We start from the raw sequence: 17,000 nt of genomic DNA on the forward strand, positions 1-17,000 counted from the left end.
GGCGGTAAACCGTCGGCAGGCGCGAATCCGGCAAACGGACAGGCCTTGGAGAGGATAGGTTCGGCGCCGCGGCGCATGGCCCGCTGAGGATCCAGGATCCTGTCCCTTGCCGGAGTGAGGGAGGACATGATGGGACAATCCGCTAAGCTCGTTTCGCACGGGTCCAGTCTGGCGCTGGCACTCGCCTTGCTGGCACCGGCTGCCGCCGCGGGCCAGATCGCCACGTCGCCCGATGCCACCCCTGCTGCGGCGGACGATGCCCAGCCGGAGATCGTCGTCACCGGCACGTCGATCCGCGGCCAGGCGCCGGTCGGCTCGTCGGTGATCTCGCTTGGCCGCGCCCAGATCGAATCCTCCACGGCTGTGACGGTCGACCGCATGATCAAGGAGATCCCCCAGAACTTCGACCTCGGCGTGTCGGAGAACTCGCGCGGGCAGTCGGGCGGCTCGGGCAACATCACCTACGGCAACTCGGTCAACCTGCGCGGCATCGGGCCCTATGCCACATTGGTACTGATCGACGGCCACCGGGTGACCTACAACAGCCGCTCGATCGATCCCTCGGTCCTGCCGACGCTTGGCGTCGAGCGGGTCGAGGTGGTCGCGGACGGCGCCTCGGCGATCTATGGCTCGGACGCCGTGGCAGGCGTGGTCAATCTCATCCCGAGGCGCAGCCTCGATGGCGGCGAGGTCTTCGCCCGCACCGGCATCGCCCAGCAAGGTGACCTGCGCGAGATCACGCTCGGCGCAGCGCTGGGCAAGGTGTTCGACCGCGGCCAGGTGATGGTGGCCTTCGAGCACGTCGAACGCTCCAACCTGTCGGGCGACGACCGCGCCTTCTTCACTTCGAACTTTACCCCATTCGGCGGACCCGACGGGCGCACCACCCGCTGCTTTCCGGGCACGATCCGCGCCGGCGGGGTGACCTATGCTATCCCTCAAGGCGGGGTGACCCAGGCGACCGCCGGAAGCCTGGTGGCCGGCACCAGCAACCGCTGCGAACTGCTCGCCAATCAGGACCTGATGCCCCGGCAGCACTACAATTCGGTCAACGGCACGGCCACCTTCGAGGTCAGCGACTCGATCAAACTGTCGCTCGACGGGTTCTTCTCAAGGCGCGAATTCTACCGCAAATCGGCCTGGAGCTCGGCCACGATCACCGTGCCCCAGACCAATGCCTTCTTCGTGCGGCCAGCCGGTTTCACCGGAACAAGCTACACGGTCGACTACATGTTCCGCGAACTGCCGGCCAACGATTCCTATGGCTATGCCCAGAGCTGGCAGATCACGCCGAAGCTGACGATCAAGCTGCCCCACGACTTCCAGTTCGAGGCACTCGCCGGCTATGGCAAGACCAACGACAATTCGACCTCGCTGTATGGGATCAACAATGCGGCCCTCAACGCCGCCCTGGCGAGCAACGATCCCAATGCGGCCTTCGATCCCTATGGCCTCGGCCGCACCAATCGCGCGCTCTACGCCACCCTCGCCAACCAGATCTTCCTGGCGCCGACCAACGGCCGGCTGAAGACCTATGAGGCCCGGCTGAACGGCAGCCTGTTCGAGCTGCCGGGCGGGTCGGTCAAACTGGCCACCGGCTATGCCCGCCAGGACTTCACCGTGGCGCTCGGCTCGGCTCGTGGCGGACCGACCACGCCGTTGGTGTTCCGCAATTTCGGGCGCAAGATCGATTCAGTGTATGGCGAGCTCTACGTCCCGCTGTTCGGGCCAGACAACGCCGTGCCCGGCTTCCAGAAGCTCGAGGTCAATGCCGCGGTCCGGCACGACAAGTACAGCGATGTCGGCGGGACCACGAATCCCAAGTTCGGGGTCAACTGGATGCCGGTCGACGGACTCAAGCTCCGCGGCAGCTACGGCACGTCGTTCCGCGCGCCGACCATCCCCGAGATCTACGGCAATTCCAACAACCTGTTCGTGCAGAACTACTCGGTACCCGCGGGCGGCACCCTGATCGGCGTTGCGCTGTCGGGCCAGAACCTGGGACTCAAGCCCGAAACCGCCACGACCTGGTCGGTCGGCGCCGATTTCACCCCGGTGAGCGGCCTCAACCTCGGGCTCACCTACTGGGACGTGAACTACAGGAACCAGGTCATCGCCAACCTCTCGAACCTGGCGATCCTCGGCGACCTGCCGTTCTATGCCGGCACCAACGTGGTGTTCCAGGGTGCTGCGGCGGCCACCCAGGTGCAGAACTACATCAACGCCGGGATCGGCGTGGTCGGCGCCCTGCCAGGGGGCAGTGCGGCCAATGTCACGCTGTTTGTCGACGGCCGTGGCCAGAACCTCGGGGCTTCGCGCACCCGCGGCTTCGACTTCACCGCCGATTATGCGCTGACGCTCGGCAACGGTGACCGGCTTGGCGTGCTGGTCGGCGGGACCTATCTGACCAGCTATCGGATCTCGGTCGCGCCCAGTGCGCCGCTGGTCGACCGGCTCAACACGATCTTCAACCCGCTGCGCTTCAAGGTGCGCAGCGTTGTGACCTGGGATCATGGTCCGGTCAGCGCGCGGCTGCAGTGGATCCACGTCAACGGCTATCGCAACATCGCAGCCAGCCCGGTGCAGCAGGTGCGCGCCTACAATCCGGTCGATTTCTCGGTCAACTGGCGGATCGGCGATCGCAGTGCCGCAGGCTTCTTCGAAAAGGGCATCACCCTTGGCCTGGAAGTGCGCAACCTGTTGAACGAGCGGCCGCCTTACGTGAACATCTCGCCCAGCGGGAACGGCAGCGGCGGTTACGATGCCACCGCGGCCGACCCGACCGGCCGGCTGTTCGCCGCCACGGTGCGCAAGGCGTTCTGATGCGCTGGCTGGCCGCCGGGCTGGCCGCCGCGTTGGCCGTGGCGGGAACCGGGGTGGCGGGTCAGGCCGTCCCGGTGCCGCCGCCGACCCTGACCCCGGCCGAGGTCCCCGCCTCGTTCGGGCACTACCAGCCGCCTCGGCGCTACCATGAACAGGTCACCCACTCGTTCTATGTGACGTTGCGCGACGGCACCCGGGTCGCCATGCTGGTCGCCCGCCCGGCGCAGGGCGGGCAGCCGGTCGAAGATCGGTTTCCGGTCATCTGGCATCACTCGCTGAGCGCCACCCAGCAGCCTGCCGACGGTGTCGGCTCGCGGGCGGCCGGCTTCGTGACCATGCCCAACCTGACCGACCACGGCTATGTCGTGGTCCAGGTGGCGCGGCGCGGCAACGGCCAGTCGTTCGGCACGATGCGCGGCTACCATGACCGCAACGAGGCGCACGATGCCTATGAGCTGATCGAGTGGCTGGCGCGTCAGCCCTGGTCCAACGGCAACGTCGGCCAGTATGGCTGCTCGAACACGGGCGATGCCGCGGCCCATGCCATGTCGGTCAACGCCCCGCATCTCAAGGCCGTGTTCGCCGGGTGCTTCTCCTGGAACAAGTACGACGCGATGCGGCGCGGCGGGATTTTTGCGCAATGGGGCACAGGACCTACCCGCACGATCGCGCAGGACATGGCGGTCCGCCCGGTCGACAGCGATCCCGACAAGGTTCTGCTGCGCCTGGCGGCCGAGCAGCACCAGCGTGCGGTCCCGCTGTTCGAGGTGTGGAAGGCCCTGCCCTATCGCGACAGTTTCTCACCCCAGCTCCAGAGCCCGTTCTGGGCCGAGGGCAGCGCTTCCAGCTACCGCCCGCAGATGGTCCAGGGCGGGGTGCCGCTTTATGTGGTCGGCGGCTGGCGCGATGAGTTGCGCGACCAGGGTCTGATCGCCCAGGCCAACATTCCCGGCGCGCGAATCCTGATCGGGGACTGGCTGCACTGCGAGAATGACGGCTTTGCCCTGGTCGAGGAGGCCCACCGCTTTTTTGACCGGCACCTCAAGGGGATCGACACCGGGATCGATCGGGACGATCCCATCCATTACGTCGTGGTCGGCCCGAACGCCTGGCGCTCCAGCAAGGTCTGGCCGTTGCCCGATGCCCGTCCGACCCCGTTTGCCCTGACCGCGCGGGGACTGGTGGAAGGAGTCTTCACCGGTGCGGCGCTGCGACGCGACTTCGCGGTCGACTATGCGGTGAACTGCGAGAAGAGCGGCTTCGGGCCGACGATGCAACCATGCCACAACCCCGGCAACGGCTGGTCGATCGCCGGCCCGCCGCTGACCGCCGCCGCCGAGTACACCGGCCATGGGGTCGCCGACCTGTGGATCGCCGCGGACACGCCCGATGCCAACCTGTTCCTCTATGTCGAGGACGTCGCGCCCGACGGCACGGTGCGGGTGATCACCGAAGGGCGGCTCAAGGCGAGCCTGCGCCGCACCGCCGAGGCGCCCTGGATCCTGCCCGGGGGCTATCCCTGGCACCGCGCCTTCGCCGAGGATGCGCAGCCGCTCCAGCCCGGCCAGCCGGCGCGGTTACAGTTCGATCTGATGCCGACCAGCTGGACATTCCAGCCGGGCCACCGTGTGCAGCTCACTCTGGCTGGCTCGGACTGGCGCGAGCGGGCGCGTGATCCGCAGGCCCAGCCGCGGACCATCACCATCCTCAGCGACCGTGACCATCCCTCTTCAGTGGTGCTGCCGCTGATTCGTCAGGGGGGCAGCGGGGCCGGCCGGCCGGTCGCGACCCTGCGCCGAGCACAGCCTGTGACCGCCGCCGATCAGAGTGCCCGCGTGACCAGGTAAAGCCCGAGCCCGAACATCAGCCAGTAGATCAGCGTGTAGAAGCGTTCCCCCGGCATCCGCCGGACGAGGTGGAGCGAGGCATAGGTGCTGACCATGGCCACCGGCAGCAGGGCGGCCGAGGTCAGCAGGACTTTCGGGGTGAGTGCCCCGAGCGTGACGAAGGCCGGTACCTTGAGCCAGTTGATCACCGCGAACAGCACCGCGTTCGTGCCGACATAGCGGGTGTGCGGCAGCTGGCGCGGGGTAACCCACATCTGGAAGGGCGGCCCGCCAGCGTGCGCGACCTGGCTGGTGAAGCCGGTGAGCACCCCGAACAACAGTCCGACCCAGCCGGGCGAGCGCGAGGGCTCCAACAGGCGTTGGCCGCGTCCGGCCCACAGCCGCCGGGCGGCAAACAGGACGGACAGCGCGCCGATCAGTGCCGCCAGCAACGTGCCGTCAACGGTGCGGGCAAAAAGCCAGGCGAAAGCGATCCCGACGATTGCGCCCGGCAGCATCCAGGCGACGATCCAGCGGTCCCATTCATGCCGGAAAGCCCAGACGCTGACCGCATCCTGGGCGATCAGAATCGGCAGCAGGACCCCGGCGGCGACCACCGGCGGGAGTGCCAGCGCCACGATCGGGGTGGCCAGTGCGCCGAAACCGGTGAACCCGCCCTTGCTCATTCCGAGCACGACGACGGCGCAGAGGCAAGCCGCCCAGGTGAAGGGGTCCGCCAGATAGCCAATGCTGCTCCAGCCTGTTTCTGCCACCCGCGCCTTGACTCCGCCTGCGTCGCAGCCCCGGCCGCGCTTGCCACCTGTTTACGGGGCTACCGGCGCCAGTCCACCCCCGGGGACAGGCACGACGATGTTCCATGGCGACAGTTTCACCGCCGCGCAGGCTTGATCTCTGGGGGATACATCCCTACGTTAGCGCTATCAATCAAAGGGCCTTGGGGGATGCGGATATGGGTGTGGGCCTGACGGCTTGCCTTCCTCGTGACTACGGGAACGGAACGTTCGTCGGCCGCGCGCAGGCCCCCGACGGGCCTCACGTGATCGTCCTTGTCGGCGGCGAGATCCGCGATATCACCGCGGTGGCCAGCACCGTGTCCGGCGCCCTGGCGCGGCGTGCGCTGGCAGGTGGGTCGGTCCTTGGCCCGATCGAGCAGGGGCTGCCTGACGGCTGGACTCTGCTCTCGCCGATCGACCTGCAGTGCGTGAAGGCCTGCGGCGTGACCTTCGCGGTCAGCGCCATCGAGCGTGTGATCGAAGAGCGCGCCCGTGGCGATGCCGCCGCCGCTGCGACGCTGCGCGGCCAGCTTGAAGCCACCATCGGTGCCGGGATCCGCGCCGTGGTCCCGGGGAGTGCCGAGGCCCTGGCGCTCAAGCAGGCGCTGATCGCCGAGGGCATGTGGTCGCAGTATCTCGAGGTTGCGATCGGTCCCGATGCCGAAGTCTTTTCGAAGGCCCCGGTCCTCTCCAGCGTGGGTTACGGGGCCCTGATCGGGGTCCGCTCTGACTCGAGCTGGAACAACCCCGAACCCGAAATCGTGCTGGTGGTCGATCCGGTCGGCGAGGTGGTCGGTGCCACTCTCGGCAACGACGTCAATCTGCGCGACATCGAGGGACGTTCCGCGCTGCTCCTGTCGAAGGCCAAGGACAATACTGCCTCCTGCGCGATCGGGCCTTTCATCCGCCTGTTTGACGCGGGTTTCGGGATCGACGACATCCGCAGCGCCGAGGTCGAGCTGGTGGTCGAGGGCCAGGACAACTTCCGCATGGAAGGAACGAACCGCATGACCGAGATCAGCCGAGACCCGCTTGACCTCGTCCACCAGACTCTCAGCGAGCATAGCTATCCCGATGGCTTCGTCCTGTTCTGCGGCACCCTTTTCGCGCCCACCCAGGATCGCGACGAACCCGGCGGCGGCTTCACCCACAAGCGCGGTGATCGCGTCACGATCCGCTCGGAGCGGCTTGGCGCCCTCGTCAATGTGGTGACCACTTCGCGCGACGCACCGCCGTGGACCGAGGGCATCGGCGCCTTCATGCGCAATCTGACCGCGCGCGGTCTGGCTGATCTGGCATGACGGTCGTGACACCACTCCCATCGCCGCAGGACCCCGCTGCGATGCCTGGAGCCGATGTTCCCGGCAGCGCCATTCTGTCGGCCAGCTATCCCAGTCTTGTGGGCAAGCGCGTCATCATCACGGGCGGAGCCAGCGGAATCGGCGAGGGGATCGTCGCCGCCTTTGCCCAGCAGGGCGCGCGGGTGGGGTTCGTCGACATCCAGGCCGAACCCGCCGAGCGGCTGGTTCGCGCTCTGGGCGAGGTCGCGCATGAACCGGTGTTCCATCGCCAGGACGTGGCCGACTGCGACGGTCTGACCAGCGCCATGGCCACACTGGTCGAGACGCTCGGGGGGTGCGACGTGCTGGTCAACAATGCCGCCAGCGACGATCGCCACGCGCTCGATGCCGTGACTCCGGCCTACTGGGATGAGCGGCTGGCTGTGAACCTCAAGCACAAGTTCTTCGCCTCTCAGGCGGTCTGGCCGGCGATGAAGGCGCAGGGCGGCGGGGTGATCCTCAACCTCGGCTCGATCTCGTGGCATCTCGGGCTCGACGAGCTGGCGCTTTACCAGATCGCCAAGGCCGGGGTAGAAGGCCTGACCCGCAGCCTCGCGCGCGAGCTCGGTCCATTCAACATCCGGGTCAACACGATCATTCCTGGCAACGTCCAGACCGAGCGACAGATGCGTTGGTACACCCCCGAAGGCGAGGCCGAGATCGTCGCGGCGCAGTGCCTCAAGGGCCGGCTGCAGCCGGCAGACATCGCCGCCATGGCGCTGTTCCTCGCTTCGGACGAGGCGCGGTTCTGCACGGGCCATGAGTACTGGGTCGATGGGGGCTGGCGATGAGCGGTAGCGTCGTGACCGGGCCGGTCGAACGGGCGCTGGCGCTCGCCTGCACGCTGGGCGAGGGTCCGGTGTGGGATCCAGAGCGCGCCTGCCTGTGGTTCACCGACATCAAGCAGCACACGATCCACCGGTTTGATCCGGCGACCGGCGAACATCGCCGCCATGTCGTGCCCGATCAGGTCGGCTGGGTCTTGCCGGCGCGCGATGGCGGGCTGCTGGCGGGGCTGAAGGACGGGGTGCACCGGTTCGATCCTGCGACCGGCCTGTGCGCAAACCGGGTCCCGATTCCCGGCGAGCCGGCCGGGAACCGGCTCAACGATGCCTGCGTCGACCGCCGCGGGCGGGTCTACTTCGGCTCGATGGACGATGCCGAGAGTGCGCCCAGCGGGCGCTTCTACCGTGCGGCGGGCGCGGCCATCGCACCCTTCGGCCCGGCAGACCTGTGTATCACCAATGGCCCGGCCATCGCCCCCGACGACAGCCGGATCTACTTTACCGACACGCTCGGCAAGACCATCCTGGTGGCTGATCTCGCCCTGGATGGCAGCCCCGGCCCCGCCCGGCTGTTCGTCGACGTCGCGCTTGACTTCCCCGAGGCCTATCCCGACGGGCCAGTCTGCGATGCCGAGGGCTGCGTCTGGACCGGTCTGTGGAACGGCTGGGGCGTGGCGCGCTATTCACCGGCGGGCGAGCTGCTCGAGCGGGTGAACCTGCCGGTCGCCAATGTCACCAAGCTGGCCTTCGGCGGGCCCGACCTGACCCGGGCCTATGTGACGACCGCGCGCAAGGGTCTCGACGCGGCGGCGCTGGCGGCGCAGCCCGCTGCCGGCGACCTGTTCGCCTTTACGGTCTCCGTTCCCGGGATCGCCACGGCGCCGGCCTCGTTCGGCAGCTGAGCCTCGCCGCCGGCGTCGGGTCAGCGCGGCGGTGGCCCGTCGGATTCGCGGCGGACCATTTCATAGTCCAGCATCGCCAGGCTGGGTTGGGACAGCTCGTCGTTACGCGCGGCGCGGATCTCCTGGATCAACAGCTGCAGCCCTGTCTCGGCCATCTGCCGGATCGGCTGGCGGATGGTTGTCAGTTCGGGCCAGATCGTCGATGCCAGAGCCGTATCGTCGAACCCGCAGACCGTCAGATCGCGCGGGACTTCGAGATGGTTGCGGTGGGCGGCGGCGATGCATCCCGCTGCCATGTCATCGTTGGAGGCGAAGATCGCGGTCGGCCGGCGGTCGAGGGCCAGCATCTCCATCGCGGCGTCGAGCCCCGAGCGGTAGGTGAACTGTCCCTGGCGGACCAGGGGCGCATCGACCTCGACCTGCGCCTCGGCCATCGCGTCGCGGAAGCCCGCTAGACGCAGCGCGCTGGCCGATTGCTGCGGATTGCCGATGATAAAGCCGATCCGGTTATGGCCCAGTCCGAGGATATGGCGGGTCATGTCGAAAGCCGCCTGGTAATCGTCGATCATCACGACGCCGTGATGGGCCTCGGCCTGGCCCGGCCCGATCAGCACGGCATGGGCCCCAGCCCGGCGGAGCCGGGCCAGCAGTGCGGTATCGTCGCACAGTGGTGGCGGCAGCAAAAACCCGTCGACCGCGCTCTCGGTCAGCTTGGCGATCATCTTGGTCTGGTCCCGCTCGGGGTCGCAACGCTCGACCATCAGATGGGCGTCGTGGCGCGTCGCTGCGTCCATGCAGCCGATCAGCAGCTCGCTGAGGTAGGCCGCGGAGGGGTTGGAGTAGAGCAGGACGAGACGCAGCTGGGTTGCCCCCGCGAGGGTGCGCGCGGCGCGGTTCGGGGAATAGTTCAGCTGGCGGATCGCCGCTTCGACCGCCTTGCGGGTCTCCTCGCGAACCCCGGCGCCGCCGTTCACCACGCGGCTGACCGTCATCGGCGAACAGTCCGCCAACCGCGCGACATCATTGACGGTCGGGCGCCCTGACTGGCGGCGGCGGCTGCGGTTGTCGATCATGTCGCGGGTTCTCCCCCTGGCCGCGTTCCTGCGTCCACCTTGCGCGGTTGGCAAGCGCCATTGTGAATAAAGCAGACTTAACCGCAGTTCCCGCTTGCGCCAACGCGACCAGGCGATACAAAGATAGCGCTATCAAGTCGCGGTGGACTTGCGGGCGGACAATGATTCCGGCGTACTCTGAGACCTTCGGGACAGTCGGGGCGCGAACAACCAGGTGGGAGAGACTGATGGCTGCACGGCAGCAAGACCAGGTCAACATGGCGCTTGTCGGCGCTATCGTCGCCGTCGCGACAATCGGCGGCCTGCTGTTCGGTTATGACAGTGGTGCCGTCAACGGAACCCAGGCCGGGCTCAAGGCCGCATTCGCGCTCGACGACAACGGGCTGGGCTTTACCGTGGGTTCGCTGCTGGTGGGTTGCGCTGCGGGAGCCTTTCTGGCCGGACGGATGGCCGACCGGTTCGGCCGCAAGCGCATCATGGTGCTGGCGGCAGTCCTGTTCCTGACTGGCGCGCTGGTCCAGGGGCTGACCGCCAATCATGCGCTGTTCGTGATCGCCCGCTTTTTCGGCGGCATGGCTGTCGGCGCTGCGAGCGTGCTGTCGCCGGCCTATATCTCCGAGGTCGCTCCGGCGGCGATCCGCGGCCGGCTCACCAGCGTGCAGCAGGTGATGATCATCACCGGGCTGACGCTGGCCTTCGTGGTCAATTATCTGCTTGCCCAGGCGGCCGGAGATTCGCTTGGCCAGTTGGCAGGAGCCCCCGCCTGGCGTTGGATGTACCTGGCCCAGGCCGTTCCTGCGGTCGTCTTCCTGGTCGCCTTGCAGTTCATCCCCGAAAGTCCGCGGTATCTGGTCAGCAGCGGCCGCGAGGGCGAGGCCCTGGCCGTGCTGACCCGCCTGTTCGGTGTCGAGGCCGCCACCCGCAAGGTCGACGAGATCCGCGCCTCGTTCGCGGTCGATCACCGGCCTCGTCTGGCCGACGTCCTGGCCCCGGGCACGGTGCTGCGGCCGGTCGTCTGGGCGGGTCTGATCATCGCCCTGTTCCAGCAGTTCGTCGGCATCAACGTCATCTTCTACTATGGCGAGACGCTGTGGCGACTGGCGGGCGTCTCCGAAAAGGCTGCGCTCGAGCGGAACATCTTCTCCGGGCTGGTCTCGATCGCCGCCTGTTTTGTGACCATGGCGCTGGTCGACCGGATCGGTCGCAAGCCGCTGCTGCTGATGGGCTCGGCCGGCATGGCCGTGTCACTCGGGACGATGAGCTGGGCCTTTTCGCAGGGGACCCTCGATGCCGCCGGCGCCCTGCAGATGGACCAGCAGCTCGGCCTGATCGCGGTGATCGCGGCGAACATCTACGTGGTGTTCTTCAATGTCAGCTGGGGCCCGGTGATGTGGGTCATGCTTGGCGAGATGTTTCCCAACCAGCTCCGCGGCTCGGCTCTGGCGGTTTGCGGGCTGGCGCAGTGGGCGGCGAACTATGCCGTGGTGCAGAGCTTCCCGGCGATGGCCAGCGGGCTCGGCCTGGCCGAAACCTACCTGCTGTACACCGTGAGCGCCTTCATCAGCTTCTGGCTCGTCAGGGCCTTCCTGCCCGAGACCAAGGGCATGGAGCTCGAGCAGATGGAGGGCTGGGGCGGGCACTGAGGTGCCGCGGCCCCATACATGGCCGCGCCTGAGCGGTTGACCTTGCCAAGGACCGGCGATGAAGCTGTTGATCCACCTCGCCCGATCCCGCATCCTCGCCTGGGCCGCGGGGGCGAGCCTGACGGCCTTGATGGTGTGCGCGCCGGGGCTGGCCCAGCCGAAACCGATTGAGCTGGCGATCGCCGCCGACCCCACGGGGCCGGTGATCGATCGCCACATCTTCGGCCAGTTTGCCGAACATCTCGGTACCGGGATCTACGGCGGGGTCTGGGTTGGCAGGGATTCGCCGATCCCCAATGTCCGCGGGATCAGGACCGACGTGGTCACCGCCCTCAGGGCGTTGAAGGTGCCCAACGTGCGCTGGCCGGGCGGCTGCTTCGCCGACGAGTACCACTGGCGAGACGGGATCGGCCCGGCCGACAGGCGCCGTATCCAGATCAACGGCAACTGGGGCGGCGTACCGGAACCCAACGCCTTCGGCACGCATGAGTTCATGGACTTCGCCGAGCAGATCGGGGCCGAAGCGTTTATCTCGGTGAACATCGGCTCGGGCACCGCGGCCGAGGCCGCGCAGTGGCTCGAATACATGACGGCCGAGCAGGATACTACGCTCGCCCGCGAACGGGCTGCCAATGGCCGGGCGGCGCCGTGGAAGGTGCCGATCCTTGGCCTCGGGAACGAGAACTGGGGCTGTGGCGGTTCGATGTCGGCCGGGCACTACGTCGAAGAGATGAAGCGGTTCGCCAGCTTCATCCGCAACTTCCACCCGGCCCAGCGCGAAACCGGTCGGATGAAACGCATCGCGGTGGGATGGGACAGCGACCGGCTCGACTACACCGAGGAGGTGATGAAGGCGTGGCAGAGCCGCGTCTATTCGTGGGACATCGAAGGCGTCTCGTTGCACAAGTACACCACCGGTGGCTGGCCCCCGCGTCTCCCCGCGACCGGGTTCGGTCATGACGAGTATGCGATCGCGCTGACCGATGCCCTCACCATGGAGACGCTGCTGGCCCGCCAGAGCGCGATCATGGACCGGTACGATCCCGGCAAGAAGCTGGCGATAGCGGTGGACGAGTGGGGCGTCTGGCTCGCGCCGAACCCGGGGAGCAACCCTGGCTTCCTGCAGCAGCAAAACTCGCTGCGCGATGGCATCGTCGCCGCCCTCAACCTCAATATCTTCGCACGCCATGCCGATCGCGTGAAAATCGCCAACGTCGCGCAGATGATCAACGTTCTCCAGGCGATGATCCTGACCGACGGTGGCAGGATGGTCCTGACGCCCACCTACCATGTCTTCCGGATGTACGTACCGTTCCAGGACGCCCAGCTCATGCCGGTGCGGTTCGCTGCCGGGCGCTATGGCGAAGGCGCGCACGCTTTGCCCAGAATCGACGCGATGGCCGCGCGCGACAAGTCCGGGCAGGTCTGGCTGGCAGTCGTCAACATCGATCCCGAGGCCGGGACCAGCCTGACCGTACCGGGCTACCGCACCGCCGCTGGCGAGGTGCTGACCGCCCCGCGGGTCGACAGCATCAACAGCTTTGCCATGCCGGCTGCGGTCGCCCCCCGACCGCTTCGAGCCGGGGGCTCGGGCCCGACGCTCACGCTCGTCGTTCCGGCCCGTTCGGTTGCGGTCGTCAAGTTGTCCCCGTGATTGCACCGCGTGCCTAGCAGCGGGATCATCTCCACCCGAACCCGCTGCACGTCCCTGTGGCCCGGTCGAAAACTCCGGCCGGGCCACTTTTTTGGCACACGGGAGCGCCACGGAGGGTGGCGCCAGTGGTCCTTCGCCGCGTCTGGTCCAGACCGACGGCCTGGCGAGCCCGGATGGCGTTCGGTCAGATTGCCCCGGCGGGCTGCGGGTTGATGTCGGCCAGGGCAAGCTCGATCAGGTGCTGCATGGCCGCCCGTGCCGCCGGACCGTCGCCGTCCGCCACGGCGTCGAACAGCAGGCGATGTTCGGGCAGGGGATCGCGCGGCAGCTTGCGCTTGCGCTGCTTGTAGATCGTGGTCCAGCGCACCGCCGCCGAGATGGTGCTGGCCAGCGAGATCAGCGCGTTGTTGCCGGTGGCCTTGAGCAGCGTTGTGTGGAAGTTCTGGTCGGCCGCTTGCCCCAGCGGTGAGGCCAGCGTGTGCCGGGCCATCTCCTCGAGCGCATGCCCCATCTGCGCCAGCTGCGCGCCGGAGCGCCGGGTGGCTGCGCGCTCGGCGGCGGCCGGTTCGATGATCAGGCGCAGTTCGAACAGGTCGCGGATCGCTTCGGGGCTTGGCTCCCCCTCGAAGGTCCAGGCCAGCACGTCGGGGTCGAGGATATGCCAGCGCGATGGATCGGTGATCTTGGTTCCTGCCTTGGGGCGGCTCTCGACCAGCCCCTTGGCGGCCAGGATGCGAATCGCCTCGCGGTAGGCCGTACGGGAGATGTTGTTGCGCTCGGCGAAATCCACCTCGCTGCTCAGCACGTGGCCGGGCGGATAGAGACCGGTGACAATTGCGATACCGAGGTCGCGCGCGATACTGCCATGCAGCCGCAAGGATTTGTCAGACCTGTCGATACCGCCGCCAGCCGGTTGCTTCCGTCCCGTCAAGGCTCTCTCCTTCCACTCTCCCCGCAATGTGGGCGCAATTCCGCCAATGTCCAGCGGTTCCATGGCGCGAAAACCAGACGGAACGGGTTAGACTATTTGTGCCGGGTATGTCCGATCAGAGTGGCCTGGACTGCCCGTGCCGGCCCGTCGCAGGCCCGGGATGGCGGCTCAGAACCGGTTGAGCAAGTTCTCGAGCCATTCCTGGCGGCCGGAGACGGGCTGCGGATCGAGCCCCTCGGCCACGGCGAGATCGGCGATTTCGGCCAGACCCGACCGGCCGATGGTCTGACCCAGCGCGCCCTGCCACCCGGCATAGCGCGCGGCGCGGAAGGCTTCGATCCGGCCATCGGCGAGGATCGCCTCGGCGCGCAGCAGCGCCCGGGCGATCACGTCGACCCCGCCGATGTGGCCATGCAGCAGGTCAACCGCGTCGACCGACTGGCGCCGCACCTTGGCGTCGAAGTTGAACCCGCCGGTGGTGAAGCCGCCGGCCCGCTGGATCTCGATGCAGGCCAGGGTAAGCTCCTCGACCGAGTTGGGAAACTGGTCGGTGTCCCAGCCATTCTGCGGGTCGCCGCGGTTGGCGTCGATCGAGCCGAAGATCCCCAGCGCCCCGGCCATGGCGATCTCGTGCTCGAAGGTGTGGCCCGACAAGGTGGCGTGGTTGGCCTCGATGTTGACCTTGACCTCGTCTTCCAGCCCGAACCGCTTGAGGAAGCCGTAAACCGTCTGGGTATCGAAATCGTACTGGTGCTTGGTCGGCTCGTGTGGCTTGGGCTCGATCAGGATCGTGCCGTGGAACCCGATCCGGTGCTTGTGCTCGACCACCAGGCTGAGGAAGCGGCCGAAGTTCTCCTGCTCCACCTTGAGGTCGGTGTTGAGGAGCGTGTCATAGCCCTCGCGGCCGCCCCATAGCACATAGTTCGCCCCGCCCAGCCGATGCGTTGCCTCGAGCGCGTCGCGGACCTGGCTGGCGCCCCAGGCGAACACCTCGGGACGCGGCGAGGTGGCCGCACCGGCAAGATAGCGCGGGTGGCTGAACAGGTTGGCCGTGCCCCACAGCAGCTTGCGGCCATGGCGCGCCTGCAGCTCTTCCAGATGATCGACCGCGCGGGCGAAGCTGTCGCGGAACGCCGCGATGCCCTCGGCCGGGGCCATCACGTCGACGTCGTGGAAGCAATAGAACGGCAGGTCGAGCTTCTCGACGAAAGCCAGTGCCGCCTCGCGCTTGGCGCGGGCCGCCGCCTCGTCCTGGGGTCCGACCAGCCAGGGGCGGTTGAAGGTCCCGGCGCCGAACACGTCGCTGCCCGGCCAGCAGAAGGTGTGCCACATGCACACCGCGAAGCGCAGATAGTCCTCCATGCGCTTGCCGAACACCACGCGGTCCTTGTCGTACCAGCGGTAGGCAAGGTCGTTCGGGCTGTCGGGGCCTTCGTAGCGGACGGTCTCGAACTCGGCGAAATAGGCGGCGGACATGGCGGGTTACTCCGTGATGGCGCTGAGCGCCTGGTAGGCGCGGCGGAACCGGTCGCGCTTGGGCGCAAGCCGGGCGGCGAGAGCGGGGTCGGGGGCGATGGCGGCGCGGACGGGCGGGCGCGTGCAGACCTCGGCCGCGCTGGCGCCTGTCACCGCGATCTGGGCGAGCCGGGCCGCGCCGAGCGCCGGGCCGACCTCGCCCCCGTGCAGGTAGACGAGCCGGACGTCGAGCACGCTGGCAAGGATCCGCCCCCAGTGCGCCGAGCGCGAGCCGCCGCCGATCACCGCCAGTTCGGTGATTGCCGTGCCGGCATCGCGCAGCGCATCGACCCCGTCGGCATGGGCGAAGGCCACGCCCTCGAGCACGGCGGCGGCCATCCGCGCGGTCGAGCTTTCGTTGCCGAGCCCGACGAAGGCCGCGCGGATGTGCGGATCGTTGTGCGGGGTGCGCTCGCCCGACAGGTAGGGCAGAAACAGCTCGCCTCCGCCGGAAGCACCAGCCTGCTCGGCCAGGGCGAAGAACTCCGCCGGACCCGGGACGTTGCAGGCCTTGGCCGCCCAGTCGATGCAGGAGGCGGCGGACAGGTGCACGCTCATCTGGTGCCAGGTGCCGGGCAGGGCGTGGCAGAAGGCGTGGACCGCCCGTGCCGGGTTTGGCCGGAACGCCCCGGTGGCGACGAAGATCACCCCCGAGGTGCCGAGCGAGAGCATGCCCTGGCCTTCGCCCAGCACGCCCACCCCCAGCGCGCCAGCGGCATTGTCGCCCGCACCGGCTGCCACCGGGACACGCTCCATCCCCCAGGATCGGGCCACGTCCTCGCGCAGGGTGCCGGTGATGTCGGGCCCCTCGTAGAGGCGCGGCATGTGGCTGGCTGTCAGCCCTGTCGCGGCCAGCATGACCTCGGACCAGCAGCGCTTGCCGACGTCGAGCCACAGGGTGCCGGCCGCATCCGACAGGTCGCTGGCTTTCTCGCCCGTGAGGGCCAGGCGAACGTAGTCCTTGGGCAGCAGCACGGCCCGGGTCGCGGCGAAGACATCGGGCTCGTGCTGACGGACCCAGGCCAGCTTGGGCGCCGTGAAGCCCGGCATGGCGAGATTGCCGGTAATCGCCCGCAGCCGCGGTTCGGCCGCCTCGAGTGCGGTGCATTCGGCGAAGCTGCGGCCATCGTTCCACAGGATCGCCGGGCGCAGCGGCCGGTCATCCGACCCGAGCAATGTGGCCCCGTGCATCTGCCCGGCCAGTCCGATCCCGCGAACCTCCCGGCGCAAGGCGGGATCGAGCCCGAGCACGGCCCTGTGCGCGGCCGCGACCCAGTCGCCGGGGTCCTGTTCCGACCAGAGCGGCCGGGGCCGCGACACGGTCAGTTCGGCGCTGTGCTGTGCCGTGACCGTGCCGTCAGCGGCACAGACGACCGCCTTGACGCAGCTGGTTCCGACATCGATGCCGAGAAACATCGCCGGGCTACTTGCGCGGCTGCCAGGGATCGATCGCAGCCCCGGACGTCTGCCTGTTGAGCGGGCGTGATGCCGGGCAGGTTGGTGGTCTTGTGGTCATCCCCCGAAATCCTCCCACCGGTTGGCCGCGCCTGGCAACAGACAGGCGTCAAACCACACAGTTCAGGTTATGATAGCGTTACCTATCTTGCGCCGCAATCTAAAATAAAAATTCTAATAAGGCAAGATTGCGGACGTCTTCGCTGGACCGATCGGCGGGGTCGACGGCAAAAGTGAACCCGGGACCGCCCTGCGGCGT

At 67.9% G+C, this 17,000-nt stretch carries 12 protein-coding genes; 7 read left to right on the forward strand and 5 right to left on the reverse strand.

The window, feature by feature from the left end; genetic code table 11:
• The first annotated feature begins 129 nt into the window (after positions 1-129).
• Both H7F53_RS00265 and H7F53_RS00270 read left to right on the forward strand, forming a co-directional pair.
• Complete coding sequence (locus tag H7F53_RS00265) at positions 130-2,823, forward strand: TonB-dependent receptor domain-containing protein (protein ID WP_185677468.1); 2,694 nt, start codon at positions 130-132, stop codon at positions 2,821-2,823.
• The gene (locus H7F53_RS00270; protein WP_185677469.1) at positions 2,823-4,670 is read left to right on the forward strand and encodes a CocE/NonD family hydrolase; all 1,848 of its coding nucleotides are present in this window, start codon (positions 2,823-2,825) and stop codon (positions 4,668-4,670) included. Before H7F53_RS00265 ends, H7F53_RS00270 begins: the two co-directional genes overlap by 1 nt.
• Here H7F53_RS00270 and H7F53_RS00275 read toward each other — a convergent pair.
• Positions 4,646-5,335 carry a sulfite exporter TauE/SafE family protein gene (locus tag H7F53_RS00275; protein WP_246438365.1) on the reverse strand — a complete coding sequence of 230 codons (690 nt, stop codon included), beginning with the start codon at positions 5,333-5,335 and terminating at the stop codon, positions 4,646-4,648. The two genes, H7F53_RS00270 and H7F53_RS00275, sit on opposite strands and share 25 nt — an antisense overlap.
• Positions 5,336-5,619: 284 nt before the next feature.
• Here H7F53_RS00275 and H7F53_RS00280 point away from each other — a divergent pair, with 284 nt between their 5' ends.
• The 3 genes from H7F53_RS00280 to H7F53_RS00290 all read left to right on the forward strand — a co-directional run bounded on the left by H7F53_RS00280 (position 5,620) and on the right by H7F53_RS00290 (position 8,470).
• Entirely contained in the window at positions 5,620-6,744 is a 1,125-nt protein-coding gene (locus H7F53_RS00280) for a fumarylacetoacetate hydrolase family protein (RefSeq protein ID WP_185677470.1), read from the forward strand.
• A gap of 71 nt (positions 6,745-6,815) precedes the next feature.
• The gene (gene xylB / locus H7F53_RS00285) at positions 6,816-7,574 is read left to right on the forward strand and encodes a D-xylose 1-dehydrogenase (RefSeq protein ID WP_185677794.1); all 759 of its coding nucleotides are present in this window, start codon (positions 6,816-6,818) and stop codon (positions 7,572-7,574) included.
• Positions 7,571-8,470, forward strand: coding sequence for an SMP-30/gluconolactonase/LRE family protein (locus tag H7F53_RS00290; protein WP_185677471.1), 900 nt, complete (start codon positions 7,571-7,573; stop codon positions 8,468-8,470). Before xylB (H7F53_RS00285) ends, H7F53_RS00290 begins: the two co-directional genes overlap by 4 nt.
• A gap of 20 nt (positions 8,471-8,490) precedes the next feature.
• Here H7F53_RS00290 and H7F53_RS00295 read toward each other — a convergent pair whose 3' ends face one another.
• Entirely contained in the window at positions 8,491-9,543 is a 1,053-nt protein-coding gene (locus H7F53_RS00295; RefSeq protein ID WP_185677472.1) for a LacI family DNA-binding transcriptional regulator, read from the reverse strand.
• Between the two features lie 227 nt (positions 9,544-9,770).
• Between H7F53_RS00295 and H7F53_RS00300 the strand changes: the two genes are divergently transcribed.
• Both H7F53_RS00300 and H7F53_RS00305 read left to right on the forward strand, forming a co-directional pair.
• Positions 9,771-11,186: a sugar porter family MFS transporter gene (locus H7F53_RS00300; protein WP_185677473.1), complete on the forward strand. Its 1,416-nt coding sequence runs from the start codon at positions 9,771-9,773 to the stop codon at positions 11,184-11,186.
• 58 nt (positions 11,187-11,244) lie between these two features.
• Complete coding sequence (locus tag H7F53_RS00305; RefSeq protein WP_246438366.1) at positions 11,245-12,840, forward strand: alpha-N-arabinofuranosidase; 1,596 nt, start codon at positions 11,245-11,247, stop codon at positions 12,838-12,840.
• 184 nt (positions 12,841-13,024) lie between these two features.
• On the opposite strand, the gene H7F53_RS00310 is transcribed toward H7F53_RS00305, so the two are convergent.
• From H7F53_RS00310 to xylB (H7F53_RS00320), 3 genes are all read right to left on the reverse strand, one after another.
• Complete coding sequence (locus H7F53_RS00310; protein ID WP_246438367.1) at positions 13,025-13,771, reverse strand: FadR/GntR family transcriptional regulator; 747 nt, start codon at positions 13,769-13,771, stop codon at positions 13,025-13,027.
• A gap of 168 nt (positions 13,772-13,939) precedes the next feature.
• Positions 13,940-15,247: a xylose isomerase gene (xylA, locus tag H7F53_RS00315; protein ID WP_185677475.1), complete on the reverse strand. Its 1,308-nt coding sequence runs from the start codon at positions 15,245-15,247 to the stop codon at positions 13,940-13,942.
• Positions 15,248-15,253: 6 nt separating this feature from the next.
• The gene (gene xylB / locus H7F53_RS00320; RefSeq protein WP_185677476.1) at positions 15,254-16,702 is read right to left on the reverse strand and encodes a xylulokinase; all 1,449 of its coding nucleotides are present in this window, start codon (positions 16,700-16,702) and stop codon (positions 15,254-15,256) included.
• Positions 16,703-17,000 lie beyond the last annotated feature (298 nt).

This window comes from Novosphingobium piscinae (genome assembly GCF_014230355.1).
Taxonomy (GTDB): Bacteria; Pseudomonadota; Alphaproteobacteria; order Sphingomonadales; family Sphingomonadaceae; genus Novosphingobium; species Novosphingobium piscinae.

What these genes read in the sequence shown, in the direction of transcription:
- H7F53_RS00265 (WP_185677468.1), top strand. Translation starts at nt 130, where the DNA reads ATGGGACAATCCGCTAAGCTCGTTTCGCACGGGTCCAGTCTGGCGCTG.
- H7F53_RS00270 (WP_185677469.1), top strand. Translation starts at nt 2,823, where the DNA reads ATGCGCTGGCTGGCCGCCGGGCTGGCCGCCGCGTTGGCCGTGGCGGGA.
- H7F53_RS00275 (WP_246438365.1), bottom strand. Translation starts at nt 5,335, where the DNA reads ATGAGCAAGGGCGGGTTCACCGGTTTCGGCGCACTGGCCACCCCGATC.
- H7F53_RS00280 (WP_185677470.1), top strand. Translation starts at nt 5,620, where the DNA reads ATGGGTGTGGGCCTGACGGCTTGCCTTCCTCGTGACTACGGGAACGGA.
- H7F53_RS00290 (WP_185677471.1), top strand. Translation starts at nt 7,571, where the DNA reads ATGAGCGGTAGCGTCGTGACCGGGCCGGTCGAACGGGCGCTGGCGCTC.
- H7F53_RS00295 (WP_185677472.1), bottom strand. Translation starts at nt 9,543, where the DNA reads ATGATCGACAACCGCAGCCGCCGCCGCCAGTCAGGGCGCCCGACCGTC.
- H7F53_RS00300 (WP_185677473.1), top strand. Translation starts at nt 9,771, where the DNA reads ATGGCTGCACGGCAGCAAGACCAGGTCAACATGGCGCTTGTCGGCGCT.
- H7F53_RS00305 (WP_246438366.1), top strand. Translation starts at nt 11,245, where the DNA reads ATGAAGCTGTTGATCCACCTCGCCCGATCCCGCATCCTCGCCTGGGCC.
- xylA (WP_185677475.1), bottom strand. Translation starts at nt 15,247, where the DNA reads ATGTCCGCCGCCTATTTCGCCGAGTTCGAGACCGTCCGCTACGAAGGC.
- xylB (WP_185677476.1), bottom strand. Translation starts at nt 16,702, where the DNA reads ATGTTTCTCGGCATCGATGTCGGAACCAGCTGCGTCAAGGCGGTCGTC.